We start from the raw sequence: 18,151 nt of genomic DNA on the forward strand, positions 1-18,151 counted from the left end.
TCATGGACAAGCAGAGGGACTTCGTCCTCCGCACCATCGAGGAGCGCGGCGTCAAGTTCGTGCGCCTGTGGTTCACCGACGTCATCGGCACCCTGAAGTCGGTGGCGATCGCCCCGGCCGAGGTCGAGGGCGCGTTCGCGGAGGGCATCGGATTCGACGGCTCGGCGATCGAGGGACTGACTCGCACCTACGAGTCCGACCTGCTCGCGCAGCCCGATCCCACGACGTTCCAGACGCTGCCCTGGCGTGGCGAGATCGACCCCACCGCGCGCATGTTCTGCGACCTGACGACGCCCGACGGCCAGCCGGCCGTCGCCGACCCGCGGCACGTGCTCAAGCGCACGCTCGCCAAGGCCGCGGATGCCGGGTTCACGTTCTACACGCACCCCGAGATCGAGTTCTACCTGTTGAAGTCGTCGTCCTTCGGGCCCGACGGTCCGGTTCCGGTCGACTCCGCGGGCTACTTCGACAACGTCCCCGGCGGCACGGCGCACGACTTCCGTCGTCGTTCGGTGCGGATGCTGGAAGACCTCGGCATCTCCGTCGAGTTCAGCCACCACGAGGGCGGCCCCGGTCAGAACGAGATCGACCTCCGCTACGCGGATGCGCTGACGACGGCCGACAACGTCATGACCTTCCGCACGGTGATCAAGGAGGTGGCGATCGAGCAGGGCGTCTACGCGACGTTCATGCCGAAGCCGCTCAGCGGTCACCCGGGCAGCGGCATGCACACGCACATGTCCCTGTTCGAGGGCGACCAGAACGCCTTCTACGAGGAGGGCGCGAAGTACCAGCTCTCCAAGACAGGCCGCCACTTCATCGCGGGACTCCTCAAGCACGCGAACGAGATCTCCGCGGTCACGAACCAGTTCGTGAACTCGTACAAGCGCCTCTGGGGCGGCGACGAGGCCCCGAGCTTCATCACCTGGGGTCACAACAACCGCTCCGCGCTGGTGCGCGTGCCGATGTACAAGCCCAACAAGGGCCAGTCCTCCCGCGTGGAGTACCGGGCTCTGGACTCCGCGGCGAACCCGTACCTCGCCTACGCGCTCATGCTCGCCGCCGGGCTCAAGGGCATCGAGGAGGGCTACGAGCTCCCGCCCGAGGCCGAGGACAACGTGTGGGCCCTCAGCGATGCGGAGCGACGGGCCCTGGGCTACTCGGCACTGCCCGCGAGCCTCGACCACGCGCTCGAGTACATGGAGGAGTCCGAGCTCGTCGCCGAGACGCTCGGGGAGCAGGTGTTCAACTACGTGCTGCTCAACAAGCGCAAGGAGTGGGAGGCCTACCGCGGTCAGGTCACCCCGCTCGAGCTGAAGAACAACCTCGAGCTCCTCTGAGGCGCGTGCATGGCCCGTCCGGACGATTCCGTCTCGCTCTCCGCGCTGGCGAGGCTGGGGTTCGCCGAACTGAGTGAGGCCGCAGCGGCGCTGGCGGAACTGGCGACCATCCTCGATCGGCCGCGCTCGGTGCTGCTCGAAGCGGCGGGGGTGGCCGATCCGGATGCCGCCGTCCGCGGACTGCTGCGGGTGGCGCGCCGGGATGCGGCGCCTCTCCGCGCGCTGCTCGACGACGACGACACGCGTCGGCGGGTGTGGCGGGTGTTCGGCGCGTCCGAGGGGCTCGCGGAGTTCTTCCTGCGCCATCCGGAGGAGCTTTCCGTTCTCGCGGGGCCGGTGACCGGGCTTCCCACCGAGGAGCTGCTCGACGAGCGCCTGCTCGCGTCGGTGGGCGCGCGCGACGGCTTCGCGCAGGCCGGAGACGATGACGCGATCGTGGCCGTCCGCGTCGCGTACCGACGGAACCTGGCGGCCATCGCTGCCTACGACCTCACGCATCCGGCACCGGAGACCGTCGTCGCCGGGGTGTCGGCGGCTCTCGCGGACATCGCCGGCGCGGCGCTCGAAGCCTCGCTCGCTGTGGCCAGGACCCGTCTGCAGGAATCGATGGGGCACGACGAGGTCGCCGCCACCCGACTCGCGATCATCGGCATGGGCAAGGCCGGTGCCCGCGAGCTGAACTACGTGAGCGACGTGGATGTGATCTTCGTCGGCGGTACGAGCGACGAGGAGGTCGTGAGCGAGGCCCGCGCGATCGACATCGCCACCCGACTGGCGCGGGAGACGATGCGGAACCTGAGCGCGATCGAGGTCGAGCCGGCGCTGTGGGAGGTCGATGCCGCGCTCCGCCCCGAGGGGAAGCAGGGAGCGCTCGTCCGGTCGCTCGCCTCGCATCTGGCGTACTACGACCGCTGGGCGAAGAGCTGGGAGTTCCAGGCGCTGCTCAAGGCCCGTCCGCTCGCGGGCGACCCGGAGCTCGGAGCCGACTACATCGCGGCGGTGCAACCGAAGATCTGGTCCAGCGCGGCCAGGCAGGACTTCGTCGAGAGCGTCCAGCGCATGCGTGAGCGCGTGATGGAGCACATCGACCCCGAGGACGCGCCGTACCAGCTCAAGCTCGGTGCCGGCGGGTTGCGCGACATCGAGTTCACCGTCCAGCTGCTGCAGCTGGTGCACGGACTCACCGACGAATCGTTGCGCACGCGCGGCACGCTCGAGAGCCTCGACGCCCTCGTCGACGGCGGCTACATCGGACGCGTGGACGCGGCCGCCTTCGCCGAGGACTACCGCCTGCTGCGACTGATGGAGCACCGTCTCCAGCTGCGCGAGCTCAGCCGCACGCATCTGATGCCGAAGACGCCGGCGGGACTGCGCGTCCTGGCCCGCGGCACGGGGCTGGCCGAGAGCGGCGAAGGCATGTGGGCGCGCTGGGAGGCGGTCCGCCGCGAGGTGCGCGAGATCCACACCCGCCTGTTCTACCGGCCGCTGCTCAGTGCCGTGGCCGGCCTGCCGGAGGAGGAGCGCACGCTCTCGGCCGCGCAGGCCCACGACCGACTGGCGGCGATCGGCTTCCGCGATCCAGCCGGTGCGCTGCGCCACATCGGCGCCCTGACGAGCGGACTCAGCCGTAAGGCGACCATCCAACGGCACCTGATGCCGATCATGGTGCGCTGGTTCGCCGACGGCAGCGACCCCGACTACGCGCTGCTCGCCTTCCGCCGGATCAGCGAGCGCCTCGGCGACACCCCCTGGTTCCTCCGGATGCTGCGGGACTCGTCCGGCGCCGCCGAGAGCCTCACCCGTCTGCTGTCCTCGTCGCGCTACGTGGGCGAGCTCCTCGAGTGGATCCCCGAGTCCGTGGCCTGGCTCGACAGCACCGGGCGCCTGCGTCCTCGCGGTGCGGCAGCGCTCGACGAGGAGGCGCGGGCCATCCAGACCCGCCACGAGACCATCGGAGACGCCCTGCGGGCCGTGCGGGCGCTGCGCCGCCGCGAGCTACTGCGGACCGCGATGGGGGCGGTGCTCGGCGTGCTGACGATCGAGGAGGTCGCGACCGCGCTGACCGAGATCACCGAGGCGACGATCCAGGCCGCCCTGCGCGCGGTGATCCGGGAGGTCGTGCCGCCCGAGGACGAGGACCTGGACTTCGCCGTCATCGCGATGGGGCGCTTCGGCGGTGCCGAGCTCGGCTTCGGATCCGACGCCGACATCCTCTACGTCTACGAGGCGAACGGGGTCGACCCGCAGCGGGCGCAGAAGCTCGCCACGCAGATCGTCGCCGGACTCCGCGAGCACCTGACCGATCACCGACTGCCGCTCGATCTCGACGCCGACCTCCGCCCCGAGGGGCGCAACGGTCCCGTCGTGCGGTCCATCGAGGCCTACACCGAGTACTACCGGCGCTGGTCGCTCTCGTGGGAGGCGCAGGCGCTGCTCCGGGCGCGCGGGATCGCCGGGAGCGCGAAGCTGATCGCGCACTTCACGACGCTGGCGGACACGATCCGCTACCCGGAGTCGGTCGACCTGCAGGGTACGCGCGAGATCAAGCGCATCAAGGCCCGCGTCGAGGGGGAGCGGCTGCCGCAGGGCGCGGACCCCCGCCGTCACCTGAAGCTGGGTCCGGGCACGCTGAGCGACGTGGAGTGGCTCGTGCAGCTCCTCCAGCTCCAGCACGCGCACGCGGTGCCCGGTCTGCGCACGACGTCGACCCTCGGGGCGCTGGATGCGGCCGTCGCGGCCGGACTCGTGGAGGAGGACGACGCCGAGCGCCTCCGCGAAGCCTGGCGTCTGTCCAGCAGGCTCCGCTCCGCGATCACGCTGCTGACCGGACAGACGAGTGATCTGCTCCCGGCGGACCGGCGGCAGCTCGACGCGATCGGCAGGCTCCTGGGCTACCCGGACCGCTCGGCGACCGAGCTCGAAGAGGACTATCTGGGTGTCACCAGACGCGCCCGCAAGACCTTCGAGGACCTGTTCTACGGGTAGTCGCCGCGGCTCATTTGCGCTTTGCCCGGTTCTCGCCCAAGCTGGCGGCATGAGCCAACAGAACATCGGCATCGTCTGGAATCCCTCGAAGATCGACGAGGAGAAGCTGCGCGACGCCGTCGCCCGTTCGTTCCCGGAGACAGCGGATCTTCGCTGGTGGGAGACGACTCCGGACGACCCGGGGCGCGGCATGGCGAAGGAAGCCGTCGAGGCGGGGTGCGACGTCGTGATCGCGGTCGGTGGAGACGGCACCGTGCGGGCGGTCGCCGAGGCCCTCGCCGGAACCGACACCGCGCTGGGCATCGTGCCGCAGGGGACCGGGAACCTGCTCGCGCGCAACCTCGGTGTGCCGCTGGACAACATCCCCGCCGCACTGGACCGGGTGCGCGACGCCGAGCCGCGGCGCATCGACCTCGGCTGGGTCGAACTCGACGGCGACGAGCATGCCTTCGCGGTGATGGTGGGCTTCGGGGTGGACGCCCAGATGCTCGTGGAGACGAACGACGACCTGAAGGACCGCGCCGGATGGCTCGCCTACGTCGAGGCGATGGGCCGGGCGCTCGCGGGCACCGAGATGACCGACATCACGCTCACGCTGGACGGGGACGAGCCGCAGGAGGTCCGCGGTCACACGATGCTGATCGGCAACTGCGGCATGCTCCAGGGTGGCATCCGTCTGCTTCCGGACGCCGAGCTCGACGACGGCCGCCTCGACCTGCTGCTGATCAGCGCCGACGGTGCCCTGCAGTGGCTCGACACCGTGCGCTCCGTGGTCTGGGACAACGGCATCCGCCGTCTGCTCGGCGCGGAGAAGGAGGCGGTGAGCACGGAGTCCACGCGGCACGTCGCCGCGGAGCGGATCGTCGTTGAGCTGGCTCAGCCGCAGATGTTCGAGATCGACGGCGAGGAGATCGGCGAGGTGTCGTCCTTCACCGTGCGGGTTCAGGCGGGCGCCATCACCGTGCGGTGACGGCGGGCGGTGCGACCCGCTTCCGATCCTGGGCGGGGAACACCACCTTCTGCACGATGATGATGATGCTCGCCGCGACCGGGATCGCGACGAGGGCGCCGAGGATGCCGCCGAGTGCACCACCGGCGACGGCGGCGATCACGACGAGGGCGCCAGGGACGGCGACGGCCTTGCTCATGATGCGCGGGGAGAGGACGTATGCCTCGATCTGCATGTAGACGAGGTAGTAGATGATCGCGATGAGCGCGGTCAGCGGCGACACGAAGAGGCAGATCAGCGAGTTGATGATCGACGCCGTCAGCGTTCCGACGAGCGGGATCATCGAGCCGATGAAGGCGATGAGCGCGAGCAGCGCGGGCACCGGGGCGCCGATGATGCTGAGGAAGATGAGGCTCAGGATGCCGTTGATGAGCGCGAGGCTCGCCTGACCGATCACGTACCGGCCGACGGCGCCGGAGACGTCCTCCAGCAGCTCGCCGAAGGTGTCGCGCTGGTAGGCCGGGACGAAGCGCACGGCGAGGCGCTTCATGCTCCGCAGGGAGGCCATGAAGTACAGGGTGAGGATCAGCACGATCGTGATCCCGGTGATGCCGCCCGCGATGCCCGCGCCGACGGCGAAGACCCCGCCGCCGATGTCGAGGAAGTTGTCGGGGTTCTGGACGAAGTCGAGGATTCCCTGCCCGGCATCCTTGATCGTCGATCCGAACTGACCGCTGACGTCCTTGTACCAGTCGCTGGCCAGGAAGTCCTCCACCATCTTCGGGCCGTCCTTGATCAAGTTGCTGATCTGCTCGACGAGGATCGGGACGATGGCGAGGATGATGCCGGCGAAGGCGAGGAGCACCCCGGCGACCACGATGGTGACGGCGGCGGGGCGCGGGAGCTTCTTCTCGATGAAACGCACGATCGGGTCGAGCCCGAGCGCGAGGAAGATCGCCACGCCGACGTAGACGAGGACGGTGGCGAGCTGGTCGACGATGCCGCCGATCGCGAGCGCGACGAGGACACCGAGGGCGCCGAGGAGACCGAACGTGAACGGGTTCGTCCGCGCATAGGCGGCGATGGCGTTCGACGGCTGCGGAGTCGCGACGGGTTCCACCACTTCGCGGCGAGCGTTCGCGGCCATTCTTCTACGACGCATGGTTCCCCCACTCGATGGTCAGACTCACCAGTTGATCACTCGCATGCCCGGCGGTCAAGCCGCGACACGGCAGGGTTGCGGAACGCCCCCTGGCGCCGCGCCCGGGAGCATCGCCGGCCGGGAGCATCGGCGGCAGGGTGGCAGCGTGCGCCGTCACCGGGCGTCCGCGGAGTGGACGGCCTCTCGGCGCGAGGTGACGCCCAGTTTCCGGTACACCGAGCGGATGTGGGTCTTCACGGTCGGGTACGCGATGCCCAGGTGCGCGGAGATCTCCTCCGCCGTCATGGTCGTGCGCAGGCAGGCGAGGACCTCGCTCTCCCGGCGCGTGAGGACCCCCGTCGTGAGCCGTGCGAGTCGCCCGCGGCGCTCGAGGATCGTCCGGAGGAGCTCGTCGTGGCGTGAGCCCCGGTGCGCGTGGGCGCTGAGGAGATCGCCGATCAGGGGATCGTCCGCGAGGAACGGGGTGAGGATGCGCTCCGGCGTCGCGGCCTCGAGCGCCCGGTCGAGGTGCTCGTGCGCGTCCGCGCCGTATCCTGCGGCGGAGCGGAGCGCCGCGGTGGTGACGAGCGTGCTGACGCGCGCGTAGCGGGGCATGGCCCCGGCGGAGGCGAGCCGCAGCGACTGCGCGGCGAGTGCGGACTCGCCGAGGCTGCGGTAGAGCTCGGCGAGCACCGCGTGCGCGACGGCGGCGCCGGGTCGGGCGAGCGCGGGGGCGGCGATGCTCCGGGCGCGGTCGTCGTGTCCCTCGGCGTGCGCGAGCGCGGCCGAGACGACGCGGCGCAGGGTGTCCCAGGGGACGCCGTGCTTGTCGGTCCGGCTCACGCCCTGGAGCAGCCCCGTCGCGGCGTAATACCGGTCTTCGCGCTTCAGGGCGATCAGGCTCAGCACCAGATACAGGCGGGCCAGCGCCTCGAAGTTGTTCCCCGGACCGGAGTCGGTGACGACCGCGTCGAGCTGCACGATGGCCTCGTCGTAGTCGCCGCGCCAGTAGGCGATGGACCCGCGGTTGGCCTGGGGGAGACCACCCTCGAAGGCATCCCAGTCCGACGGCACGGGGGAGGGAGGAAGGGCGTCGAGGATCTGCTCGGCCTCCGTGAACAGCCCGGCGTGCGTCAGCGCGAAGGCGAGGTTGGACTGCGCGAGTCGGAAGGTCTCGGTGCGCTCGTGCAGTCGCGCCTCGGCGGCCGCGGATCGCAGCAGACCGATCGCATCGGCGAGGTCGCGACGGAGACGCACCTCGGTCCAGCCGAGGAGGAAGAGCGCGGAGGGGTAGTCGTCGTCCGGCCCGCACTGGCTGAGGGCCGCTCTGGCGCGATCCGCGGCCGCGGCCTTCGACGGCGTGTCGGTCGCCAGCAGGAGCTCGGTGAAGCACGCGACGAAGTCGTCATCCGCGACGCGCAGTCCCTGCCCGCGGAGGAAGGACGCGCCATGGGAGTCTCCGAGGAGGTCGCGACAGCAGGCCCGGATGAGGAGGATGTGCGGGTCGTGCGGCTCGGGGTGCGCGAGGCACATGCGCTCGAGCTCGGTGGTGTGCGATTCCAGGATGAGGCGGAGCCAGTTCCGACGCAGGACCGTGCGCGCGTGCGCCGGGGAGCTGGAGGCGAGTTCCTCGCGGACGGCTTCGATCACGCTCCCACGATATCGGCGCTCCGACGGGCCGAGGTCGAGGATTACCCCCCGGTCTCATCCGCGGAGGATGAGACCGGGATTCCGCTGTTCGGCGACGGGCCAGACTGACAGCGACGCTCGTCTCCGCGCCCGGTTCCGGAGGGAGGCGGGCGTCCACCCGACCTCACTCCTCTCCTGGGCGCGCGCTGCGTTCCCTCCTGACAGAAACGGAACTCGACGCGCATGCTCTTCTGGGAAACACTCGGCTGGATGCTCTGGGCCACGGTCTTCATCGGCTACCTGTTCGCGCTGTTCGCGATCATCGGCGATCTGTTCCGTGACCGCGCGCTCAACGGCTGGTGGAAGGCGGTGTGGGTGGTCTTCCTGATCTTCCTGCCGTTCCTCACCGTGCTCGTCTACCTGATCGCGCGGGGCCAGGGCATGGCCGAGCGCAGCAGCACGGCTGCACGGGAGGCCGAGAAAGCCACGAAGTCGTACATCCGCGAGGTCGCCGGAAAGACGCCGGCGGAGGAGATCGCCGCCGCTGCCGCGCTGCGCGATGCCGGCTCGATCACCGCGGCGGAGTTCGAGCAGCTGAAGTCCAAGGCTCTCGCCTGAGCGCAGTTCCCGTCGAACCCCGACCCTGAGGAGACCGATGTCGCAGGCGACGACCGCGCAGTTGCAGGAAGAGCTGGCGAACCTCCGCGCGGAGAACGGCAAACTCGCACGCGCCCTCGAGCAGGAGCGGGCGGGCGGCGTGGCGGTCTCCACCGACGTCGTCGCCTCCTCGGAGAAGCGGCGGCGCGGGCGCGGCTGGGGCAGGACCGTGATCGCGACGGTGCTGGTCGTGCTGGGAACGCTGCTGGCTCCGGTCGCGGTGGTGTCGACGTGGGCGCAGCTCGAGCTCACCGATACCGCGGCGTTCGTCGACACCTTCGCGCCGCTCGCCGAGGACCCGGCGGTGCAGGACTTCGTCGCGGATCAGGCGGTGAGCGCGATCGAGGCGGCCGTCGACATCGACCGGATCGCCGACGACCTCTTCGCCGGGCTGGACGAGCTCGAGCTGTCGCCGCGGGCGAGAGAGGCGCTGGTGCTGCTGAAGGCTCCTGCCGTGTCCGGAGTGCGGGGGCTCCTGGACAGCACCGTGACGGAGTTCATCCGGTCCGACGCCTTTGCGACGATCTGGCGTGACGCCCTGGCCATCACGCATGCGCAGCTCGTCAACACCGCGGGTGGGCAGGTGGATGCCGCGGTCGTGATCGGTCCCGATCAGGAGATCAGCCTCCAGCTCGGGCCGATCATCGCCGCGGTGAAGGAGCAGCTGGTCGCCGAGGGGTTCCCTCTCGCGGCGAACGTGCCGGAGATCTCGAGGACGATCGCTATCGCCCAGTCCGACTCCGTCGGCCTCTACCTCGCGATCTATCAACTCGTGGTGGCACTGGGGATCTGGTTGCCGTGGCTGTCGCTGCTGCTCGTCGCCGCGGGCGTGACGGTGGCGCGGAGGCGTGCGCAGGCACTGGTCTGGGCAGCCGGGGGACTGCTCGCCACGATGCTGCTGGTTGGCGCGGGGATCGGCATCGGTCAGGGCTTCTTCGCGCTGGCCGTCGCATCGACCATCCCTCGGAACGCGGCCGAAGCGCTCTACACGGGCATCCTGGGCTCGGTGTCCGACATCGCGCTCGTGGTCGGAGTACTCGCGGCGACGGTTCTCCTCATCACCCTGCTTTCCGGGCCCTGGGGATGGGCGCGCACGGTGCGGCTCAGGGGTGCCGCGGCGTTCGCGGGGATCCGACGCAGCGCTGAGAGGCACGGCATCAGCACGGGGGCCACAGGGGAGTGGCTGCACCGGTGGCGGCTGCCTCTTCGCATCGTGATCGCGGTGGGGTGTTTCGCGGTCCTGGTGCTCTCGCGGCCCCTCGCGACCGGGACGATCGTGTGGACCGCCGTGGTCGGGGTGCTGCTCGTCGCGGCGCTGGAGCTTCTCGCCCGTCCGTCCGCACCGCCCAGGATCACCCAAGAGGAGAAGGCATGATGACCGCGCCGATCGATCGTCGAGTCCCGCTGCGCACCGCACCCAACCTCCGCGACCTGGGTGGACTCCCCGCCCGCGGGGGCACGGTGCGGACAGGGGCCGTGTATCGCTCCGCGACGCTCGCTCGGCTGGAGGGCGAAGACCTCGCGACGTTCGGGCGCCTCGGCATCAGCACCGTGTACGACCTGCGGACGGTCGGAGAGCGCGCCGCGTCGCCGGATCGACTGCCGGGCGGCGTCAGATCCGTCGGGCTGGACGTGCTCGCCGACAGCACGACCGATGTCGCGGCCGGCGTCGGTCAGCTCGGCAGCGACCCCGTCGGCCTCGCCGAGACGCTGGGCGATGGTCGCGGCATCGCCCTCATGCGCGACTCGTATCGCAACATCGTCGGCCTGCCGTCGGCTCTCGCCGCCTATCGCACCTTCTACCTGGACCTCATCGATCCGGGCCGCTCCGGCGCGGCCCTGTTCCACTGCACCACGGGCAAGGACCGCACGGGCTGGGCTGCGGCATCCCTGCTCCTGCTGCTCGGTGTCGGCGAGGACGACGTGCGGGCCGACCACCTCGAGACCAACACCGATCTGCTCCCGGCGCTGCAACCCCTCCTCGCGGCGGCGGCGGAGAAGGGCGTCGACACGCAGCTGCTGCTCCCGGTGCTCGGTGTCCGGCGCGAGTACCTCGACGCGGCGATCGACGAGGCGCACACGCGGTTCGGAGGTGTCGAGGGCTACGCGCGAGACGGCCTCGGACTGGGAGAGGACGACCTGGACGCGCTTCGTCGACGGTTCGTGCTCCACGAGGGATGAGCGGCGCGCCTGGCCCCGCTGAGGGCATCCGATAGCGTGAAGGGCATGGTCACCGACGCCCCTGCCTCCCTGCACGACGCCGCGCTCCGCACCGGATTCAGCGGGGTGATCCGCCTCGATCGTCCCGGCGAGGAGACGTTCGCCCGCGCCTACGGGTTCGCCGATCGCGCGCGGGAGCAGCAGATGACCGTCGATCACCGCTGCGGACTGGCGAGCATGTCGAAGGGGTTCACGGCGTTGGCGATCGGGACGCTCATCGACGAGCGGGCGCTGACCCTCGACGCTCCGGTCCGGCCGATCCTCGGCGACGACCTCCCGCTCATCGACGATGCGGTCACCGTGGGGCACCTGCTCTCCCACACATCCGGCATCGGCGACTACCTCGATGAAGAGGACGGAGACATCGGCGACTACGTCCTCGATCGACCGGTGCATCTGTTCGATACCACAGAAGCGTTCCTCCCCGTGCTCGACGGGCGCCCGCAGGTGAGCGCCCCCGGTTCGGCGTTCGCGTACTGCAACAGCGGCTTCGTCGTCCTGGCGCTGATCGCGGAGCGTGTGTCGCAGGTGCCGTTCCACGAGCTCGTGGGTGCGCGGGTGCTCGCGCCGGCGGGGATGACGTCGAGCGGCTATCCACGTACCGACGAGGTCGCGGGCGATGTGGCCCTCGGGTACCTCGAAGACGACGGCGATCGCACGAACGTGCTCCATCTCCCGGTGCGCGGCAGCGGCGACGGCGGGGCGGTCGGAACGGTCGCCGACCTGGCGGCGTTCTGGTCGGCGTTGTCGGAGGACCGGATCGTGTCCCGCGCCACCCGCGAGCTGCTCACCGAGCCGCTCCACGTCGTCGAGGAAGAGGACATGCGCTACGCCCGCGGGTTCTGGCGCGGAGCCGAGTCCGACGTGCTGATCCTCGAGGGCTATGACGCGGGGGTCTCCGTACGCACCTGGCACGACCCGGCGACCGGTGTCACGGGGACGGTCATCTCGAACACCTCGGAGGGCGCCTGGCCCGTGATCGGCGCCCTCGACTGGAGCTGACCGCCGCGGCCGTCCCGCACAGAGATGCGGAAGAGCCCGCCCCCGCGGACGCGGGGGCGGGCTCTTCCGTGCAGCTCGGCGGTGGTGCTCAGACCCCGAAGTACAGCTCGTACTCGAACGGGTGCGGGCGCTGGGCCATCGGGAGGATCTCGTTCTCGTACTTGTACGAGATCCAGGTCTCGATGAGCTCCTTGGTGAACACGCCGCCCTCGAGGAGGAACTGGTGGTCGGCCGCCAGGGCGTCGAGCGAGTCCAGCAGGGAGTTCGGGACCTGCGGGATGTCCTTGGCCTCCTCGGGCGGGAGCTCGTAGAGGTCCTTGTCGACGGGGTCGTGCGGCTCGATGCGGTTCTTGATGCCGTCGAGGCCGGCCATCAGCTGCGCGGCGAAGGCGAGGTACGGGTTGCCGGAGGCGTCGGGCGCGCGGAACTCGATGCGCTTGGCCTTCGGGTTGGAGCCCGTGATCGGGATGCGGATCGCGGCGGAGCGGTTGCCGGCCGAGTAGACCAGGTTGACCGGTGCCTCGAAGCCCTTGACCAGACGGTGGTAGCTGTTCAGGGTCGGGTTCGTGAAGGCGAGCAGTGCCGGCGCGTGCGCCAGGATGCCGCCGATGTACCAGCGCGCGATGTCGCTGAGCTGGCCGTAGCCGGCCTCGTCGTAGAACAGCGGCTTGCCGTCGCTCCACAGCGACTGGTGCGTGTGCATGCCCGAGCCGTTGTCGCCGTACAGGGGCTTGGGCATGAAGGTCGCGACCTTGCCCCACTCGTTGGCGGTGTTCTTGACGATGTACTTGAACTTCAGGATGTCGTCCGCCGCGTGGACCATGGTGTCGAAGCGGTAGTTGATCTCCTGCTGACCGGCGGTGCCGACCTCGTGGTGCGAGCGCTCGAGGATGAATCCGGCCTCGATCAGCTTGAGGGTGATGTCGTCGCGCAGGTCGGCCGTCTTGTCGACCGGGCTGACGGGGAAGTAGCCGCCCTTGTACGGGGTCTTGTTGGCGAGGTTTCCGCCCTCCTCCTCGCGACCGGTGTTCCACGCGGCCTCCTCGGAGTCGACCTTGTAGAAGCTCTCGCCGGCGGTGACCGAGTAGCGCACGTCGTCGAAGATGTAGAACTCGGCCTCGGGCGCGAAGAACGCGGTGTCGGCGATGCCGGTCGAGGTCAGGTACTTCTCCGCCTTCTTGGCGACCTGACGCGGGTCCTTCGAGTAGATCTCGCCCGTGCGGGGGTTGTAGATGTCGAACAGCATCACGAGGGTGCTCGCCTCGCGGAAGGGGTCGACGTACGCGGTGGTGACGTCGGGGATGAGCTGCATGTCCGACTCGTGGATGCTCGCGAAGCCGCGGATCGAGGAGCCGTCGAACAGCTGCCCGTCGGTGAAGAAAGCCTCGTCGACCGTCGATGCAGGAATGTTGAAGTGCTGCTGCACACCCGGGAGATCGGTGAAGCGGATGTCAAGGAACTTGACGTCGTTCTCCTTGATGTAGGTCAGTACCTCGGACGAATCTTTGAACATGTACGACTCCTGTAATGCGGATCGATGGCTTCACGGCCACTCTGCAGAGTACGGACGGGGGATTTCTCTACGGTATCCGCTTTGTTTCGGGCGTGTTACAGGCGCTGCGGCGACGGCGGGACTTTCCGCGCTCGGTAGGCTGGAGGGGTGACGGATGCTGTGAACACGTACCCCGGTGAGCGACTCGGACTCCCGGAATCGGGTACCGGGAGCATCGCCCGCCCCGGTCGGCGCATCAGCGCTCTCGTGATCGACTACGCCGCGGCGACCATCATCGCCACCGGCTTCCTCGGATTCGACCAGTTCGCGCTGCCCACCGAGGCCGGCTTCACGCAGTTCACGCCGATGCTGGTGTTCGCGGTCCTGCAGATCCTCTTCATCCCGACCGCCGGCGGCAGCCCGGGGCACCGCATCCTCGGGATGCGCCTCGTCCGCATGGACGGGAGCTGGATCGGGCTGTGGCGTCCGATCGTGCGCACCCTGCTGCTCGTGGTCGTCGTCCCCGCGGTGATCTGGGACACGGACCAGCGCGGTCTGCACGACAAGGCCGTCGGCACGGTGCTCATCCGCGCCTGAGAAGCGGCGGTCAGACCCTGCCGCGGTTGCGGCGGCGCGCCTCGCGGGGTGCGCGGCCGCCCAGGAACGATCGTGCCGGGTCCACGGAGAAGCCCTGACGGAGCGCCTCTCGTCCGATGAGCATCCGGAAGCCCATCTCGTCGCGATTGCTCAGCGTGACCTCGGCGAGCACCTCGCGGTCCACCAGCCGGATCAGCAGCTCGACCACGAGACGCTCCTGCGCGTGCCCGGACGAGCTGCGGACCGCACGGCGGTCATGGACCGGGGACTCGACGACGACGGCGTCCTCCTGGCTGTCCTGCCAGGGCTTGACCTTGAAGCGCACCCAGGGCTGGCCGTCCTGCTCGAACTCGACGATGTCGAAGGCATGCAGCGAAGACGTGCGCGCACCCGTGTCGATCTTGGCCTTGAGCCAGTCGACTCCGAGATCGGGCAGGCTCACCCATTCTCGCCACCCCGTAAGGGTGTTTGAATGGGGGGTAGTCCTACTCACCTGATACATCCTGGCAGGAATTCCCCCGTGAAGATCGCAGTGCTCTCCCGCGCGCCGCAGGCGTACTCCACTCAGCGTCTGCGCGCCGCCGCGCTGCAGCGCGGCCACAACGTCAAGGTGCTCAACACCCTGCGCTTCGCGATCGATCTCACCGCCGATGAACCGGACCTGCACTACCGCGGTCGCCAGCTCAGCGACTACGACGCGATCCTGCCCCGCATCGGCAACTCGATCACGTACTTCGGCACCGCTGTCGTGCGGCAGTTCGAGCAGATGGACGTCTACACGCCGAACACGGCCAACGGCATCTCCAGCGCTCGCGACAAGCTCCGGGCGAACCAGATCCTGTCCCGGCACAACATCGCGATGCCCCCGACGGCGTTCGTGCGCAACCGCGCCGACGTGCGTCCGGCCATCGAGCGCGTCGGCGGTGCCCCCGTCGTGATCAAGCTGCTGGAGGGCACGCAGGGCATCGGCGTCATCCTCGCTCCGCAGGTGAAGGTGGCCGAGGCCATCATCGAGACCCTGCACTCCACCAAACAGAACGTGCTCATCCAGAAGTTCATCTCCGAGAGCCGCGGGCGTGACATCCGCGCGCTCGTCGTCGGAGACCGGGTCGTGGCCGCGATGCGGCGCTCGGCGGCCGGTGACGAGTTCCGCTCCAACGTGCACCGTGGCGGGTCGGTCGAGGCCATCGAGCTCGACCCTGTCTACGAGCGCGCCGCCGTGCGCTCGGCTCAGATCATGGGCCTGCGCGTCGCCGGCGTCGACATGCTGGAGGGCGATGACGGGCCGCTGGTCATGGAGGTCAACTCCTCGCCGGGGCTGCAGGGCATCGAGACGGCGACGAAGCTCGACGTCGCGGGCGCCATCATCGACTACATCGCGGGACAGGTCGCATTCCCCGAGATCGATGTGCGTCAGCGCCTGACGGTCTCGACGGGCTACGGCGTCGCCGAGCTCATGGTGCACGGCGCGGTCGATCTGGTCGGCAAGACGCTGGGAGAGGCGGGGCTGTGGGAGCGGGACATCACGGTCCTCACGCTCCACCGCGGCGTCAGCGTGATCCCGAACCCGCGCAAGCACGTGGTCCTCGAGGCCGACGACCGGCTGTTCTGCTTCGGCAAGCTCGACGAGATGCGTTCGATGGTTCCCGAGCGCCGGCGTCGCCGCGCGAAGGTCCGCCGTCTTCCTCGGCAGCCCCTCTCGGAATGACGCGCACGGCGTGACGAAAGAGAGCGCGGCCGCTCCTCAGACGAGGACGGCCGCGCTCTCTGCTGCTGCGGAGTCGGGACTCAACGAGGACGCTGCGAGCGCACCTTCGTGGGGTCGATGCCCTTCGGGATCGGCAGCGAGGACAGCGACTGCGACACCGAGTCCACGCGGCGGATGACGGCGGCCATGGTGGCCTTGTCGATCGCCTTCGGCAGCTTCTTGATGGTCTTGGCGAGGTCGGCGATCGCGACCTCGTCGTCACCGTGTCCGACGTAGAGGACGGTGATGGGGACGCCGTGCGCGACGCGCTGCGCCTTGCTGCGCTCCTCGTTGACCAGACGCGTGAGACGGCCGCGTGCTCCTTCGCCGATGACCACGATGCCGCCGCGGCCGATCGTGCGGTACACGGCCTCCTGCGTCTTCGGGTTGATGCCGACGGGCGTCTCCGACGCCTGCCAGCTGCGACCGAGGCTCGTGCTCAGGACATGGCCCGTGGCACCGGGCATGCCGTCGATCTTCGTGTACATGGCAGACGTCGACAGTCGCGTCATGAGGAAGAGGGCGCCGAGGATACCCAGCATCAGACCCGTGATGCCCCAGAGGACGAGGGTCCAGATCTGGAACGGGGGGATGAGGTAGCCGGCGACGAGGCCGAGCAGGACACCGCCGATGAGGATCGCGGCCTGCGCCCAGGGCAGCCACGAGTAGGCCTCACGTGTGAACCGGAAGAGGGACTTGATCTGGGAGAAGAACCCAGGACGCTTTTCGGGTTCAGGAGCACGCTTTGCCATGGGGACCAGCCTACCGAGTCTGCGGCGTTCCTGATGCCGTCGTTCGCGCGGAGCGGAGTGAGGGTGTGCACTCCTCCTGCACATTCACGACGCGGGCGGAATCCGTTCGCGTCGGCTCGGAACGCGACGGCGGGTCCGGTCCGGTGCGCTGTGATGGGCGCATGGCAGATGTCGACAGCGATGACGGTCGGGAGACGGCGCTCCTCTCGCGGGCGCATCGGGTGGTGCGTGCCCTCGATCGCACGGAGGGGCCGTTCGCCGGCACACTCGTCACGGCGGGCGACGCCGTGGCGGTGCGGGTGGATGCGGCGGCGCTCGGCGGGTGGGTGGGGTGGCGGTACGCCGGTGCGGAGCACGTCGCCGCGCCCTTCGACGTCAGCAGGCGCGGCGGAGGGCAGGACGTGCTGCTCCCGAGGTGCACGGACCGGGTGCTGGGGTTCCTGGTGCGCCGCGCTGCTGGCGGAGCCGCGCTCACGCCGGGGGAGTGCTGCACCCTCGTCATCAGTCTGCTGCGCGGTCTCGACGAGGTCGGGGCGGGCTTCGAGGAGACGCGCAGTGGTGTCTGGTGGCTGACGGACGGTGGAAGACCGGTCTTCGTGTTCGGGGAGGGGCCGGACATCCGGGCGGGCGCCGGGGAGATCATCGCCCGCCTGGCAGCGGACAGTCGCGACAAGGTCCTGACCCGTGCGCTCGGTGCGGTGCAGCGTGGCATGGAGAAGGCCGCCGCGCAGCCGCGTCTTCCGCGCAAACTCCTCGAGGTGTGGGAGCGCGAGCTGCTGGAGGTCGCCTCGCCCCAGCCGCTCGACCGGGGGATGCCCGTGCCGGAGCGCGCGCGGGAGGTCGCACGGGCCGCGGGTGTGCGCGAGACCGTGACTCCGCAGGGCCGGCAGCGACTGCGGGCGGATCGCGTGCCTTCTCGGCCGGGCCGGGGCGTCGTCGATCGCGTTCGGGCCTTCGGTGGAGCGGTGGGTGCTGCCGTCGGGGCGGGTCTCGCTCGCGCGGTCGCGTTCCGTGGTGCGATCACGGGCCGTCGCGCGATACCTGGATCAGAGCCCGCGCCCGCTCGGGGGCATCGGCGTCGCACGTCCTTGATCGTCGCGGCGGCGGCCGCCGGGATCGTGCTCGCCGCCGGACTGCTCTGGCCGGACGGCGGGACGTCGGGCGAGGCCGCGGACACCCCGCGTCGAGAGCCGACGAGCTCACCGCCTGCTGGCGAGGGCGACGTGGCGCCGTCGAAGAAGCCGGACACGGAGGAGCGTGCCGGCGAGGATGACGCCGTCACGGAGTCGCCGGAGCGGACGCGCGAGGGGGAGTCGGCCGACGATGATCCGCAGGGGGCTGCGTCCGCCCTTCTGGGAACGATCGCGGAGTGCCGTACCGCGGGCGATCTCTCGTGTGCGGGCGGTGTCGCGCCGGGCTCAGAGGGCGTCCAGGACGCGCTCGAATCCGTGGACCGGCGCACGGCCGCCTTCGAGCTGGTCGATGAGTACGGGGACGTCGCCGTGGTCCGACTCACCGGCGGCGGTGCCTCGGACGAGGGCGACCCCACGCCTCAGGAGCGCCTGATGCTCGTCCTCATCCGGGTGCAAGAGAAATGGCTGGTCCGCGACGTCTATGACGTCGCGGACCAGCCAGGATGA

At 69.8% G+C, this 18,151-nt stretch carries 15 protein-coding genes; 10 read left to right on the plus strand and 5 right to left on the minus strand.

Annotated elements, in window-relative coordinates; genetic code table 11:
• The first annotated feature begins 2 nt into the window (after window positions 1-2).
• From glnA (AC07VM_RS15020) to AC07VM_RS15030, 3 genes are read left to right on the plus strand one after another with little or no spacing between them, the layout of a single operon-like run.
• Window positions 3-1,340 (plus strand): type I glutamate--ammonia ligase, encoded by a 1,338-nt coding sequence (glnA, locus tag AC07VM_RS15020; protein ID WP_267414817.1) that lies wholly within the window; start codon window positions 3-5, stop codon window positions 1,338-1,340.
• A 9-nt stretch (window positions 1,341-1,349) separates the two neighbouring features.
• Window positions 1,350-4,325: a bifunctional [glutamine synthetase] adenylyltransferase/[glutamine synthetase]-adenylyl-L-tyrosine phosphorylase gene (locus AC07VM_RS15025; RefSeq protein ID WP_494911998.1), complete on the plus strand. Its 2,976-nt coding sequence runs from the start codon at window positions 1,350-1,352 to the stop codon at window positions 4,323-4,325.
• Between the two features lie 49 nt (window positions 4,326-4,374).
• A complete protein-coding gene (locus AC07VM_RS15030; protein ID WP_494911999.1) occupies window positions 4,375-5,295 on the plus strand; it encodes a diacylglycerol/lipid kinase family protein in 921 nt (306 codons plus the stop codon).
• On the opposite strand, the gene AC07VM_RS15035 is transcribed toward AC07VM_RS15030, so the two are convergent.
• Window positions 5,282-6,421, minus strand: coding sequence for an AI-2E family transporter (locus AC07VM_RS15035; protein WP_267414812.1), 1,140 nt, complete (start codon window positions 6,419-6,421; stop codon window positions 5,282-5,284). The genes AC07VM_RS15030 and AC07VM_RS15035 overlap by 14 nt on opposite strands.
• A 168-nt stretch (window positions 6,422-6,589) precedes the next feature.
• On the minus strand, window positions 6,590-8,065 hold the full coding sequence (locus AC07VM_RS15040) for a LuxR C-terminal-related transcriptional regulator (RefSeq protein ID WP_494912001.1): 1,476 nt from the start codon (window positions 8,063-8,065) through the stop codon (window positions 6,590-6,592).
• A gap of 222 nt (window positions 8,066-8,287) precedes the next feature.
• Here AC07VM_RS15040 and AC07VM_RS15045 point away from each other — a divergent pair, with 222 nt between their 5' ends.
• From AC07VM_RS15045 to AC07VM_RS15060, 4 genes are read left to right on the plus strand one after another with little or no spacing between them, the layout of a single operon-like run.
• Window positions 8,288-8,662: a PLDc N-terminal domain-containing protein gene (locus tag AC07VM_RS15045; RefSeq protein WP_494912002.1), complete on the plus strand. Its 375-nt coding sequence runs from the start codon at window positions 8,288-8,290 to the stop codon at window positions 8,660-8,662.
• 37 nt (window positions 8,663-8,699) lie between these two features.
• Window positions 8,700-10,076 (plus strand): hypothetical protein, encoded by a 1,377-nt coding sequence (locus AC07VM_RS15050; protein WP_494912003.1) that lies wholly within the window; start codon window positions 8,700-8,702, stop codon window positions 10,074-10,076.
• Window positions 10,073-10,882, plus strand: coding sequence for a tyrosine-protein phosphatase (locus AC07VM_RS15055; RefSeq protein WP_494912005.1), 810 nt, complete (start codon window positions 10,073-10,075; stop codon window positions 10,880-10,882). Before AC07VM_RS15050 ends, AC07VM_RS15055 begins: the two co-directional genes overlap by 4 nt.
• A gap of 45 nt (window positions 10,883-10,927) precedes the next feature.
• Complete coding sequence (locus AC07VM_RS15060) at window positions 10,928-11,923, plus strand: serine hydrolase domain-containing protein (protein ID WP_494912007.1); 996 nt, start codon at window positions 10,928-10,930, stop codon at window positions 11,921-11,923.
• Between the two features lie 88 nt (window positions 11,924-12,011).
• Here AC07VM_RS15060 and glnA (AC07VM_RS15065) read toward each other — a convergent pair whose 3' ends face one another.
• On the minus strand, window positions 12,012-13,436 hold the full coding sequence (glnA, locus tag AC07VM_RS15065) for a type I glutamate--ammonia ligase (protein ID WP_494912008.1): 1,425 nt from the start codon (window positions 13,434-13,436) through the stop codon (window positions 12,012-12,014).
• Window positions 13,437-13,583: 147 nt separating this feature from the next.
• On the opposite strand from glnA (AC07VM_RS15065), the gene AC07VM_RS15070 reads away from it, so the two are divergent.
• Window positions 13,584-14,012 carry an RDD family protein gene (locus AC07VM_RS15070; protein ID WP_494912010.1) on the plus strand — a complete coding sequence of 143 codons (429 nt, stop codon included), beginning with the start codon at window positions 13,584-13,586 and terminating at the stop codon, window positions 14,010-14,012.
• A 10-nt stretch (window positions 14,013-14,022) separates the two neighbouring features.
• Here AC07VM_RS15070 and AC07VM_RS15075 read toward each other — a convergent pair whose 3' ends face one another.
• Entirely contained in the window at window positions 14,023-14,514 is a 492-nt protein-coding gene (locus AC07VM_RS15075) for an ATP-dependent zinc protease family protein (protein ID WP_494912011.1), read from the minus strand.
• 18 nt (window positions 14,515-14,532) lie between these two features.
• Between AC07VM_RS15075 and AC07VM_RS15080 the strand changes: the two genes are divergently transcribed.
• Window positions 14,533-15,720 (plus strand): RimK family alpha-L-glutamate ligase, encoded by a 1,188-nt coding sequence (locus AC07VM_RS15080; RefSeq protein ID WP_029265073.1) that lies wholly within the window; start codon window positions 14,533-14,535, stop codon window positions 15,718-15,720.
• A gap of 80 nt (window positions 15,721-15,800) precedes the next feature.
• Here AC07VM_RS15080 and AC07VM_RS15085 read toward each other — a convergent pair whose 3' ends face one another.
• A complete protein-coding gene (locus AC07VM_RS15085; protein ID WP_267414783.1) occupies window positions 15,801-16,511 on the minus strand; it encodes a DUF4191 domain-containing protein in 711 nt (236 codons plus the stop codon).
• Between the two features lie 161 nt (window positions 16,512-16,672).
• Between AC07VM_RS15085 and AC07VM_RS15090 the strand changes: the two genes are divergently transcribed.
• On the plus strand, window positions 16,673-18,151 hold the full coding sequence (locus tag AC07VM_RS15090) for a hypothetical protein (RefSeq protein ID WP_494912014.1): 1,479 nt from the start codon (window positions 16,673-16,675) through the stop codon (window positions 18,149-18,151).

The organism is Microbacterium sp. GW821-FHT01D02 (genome assembly GCF_059422585.1).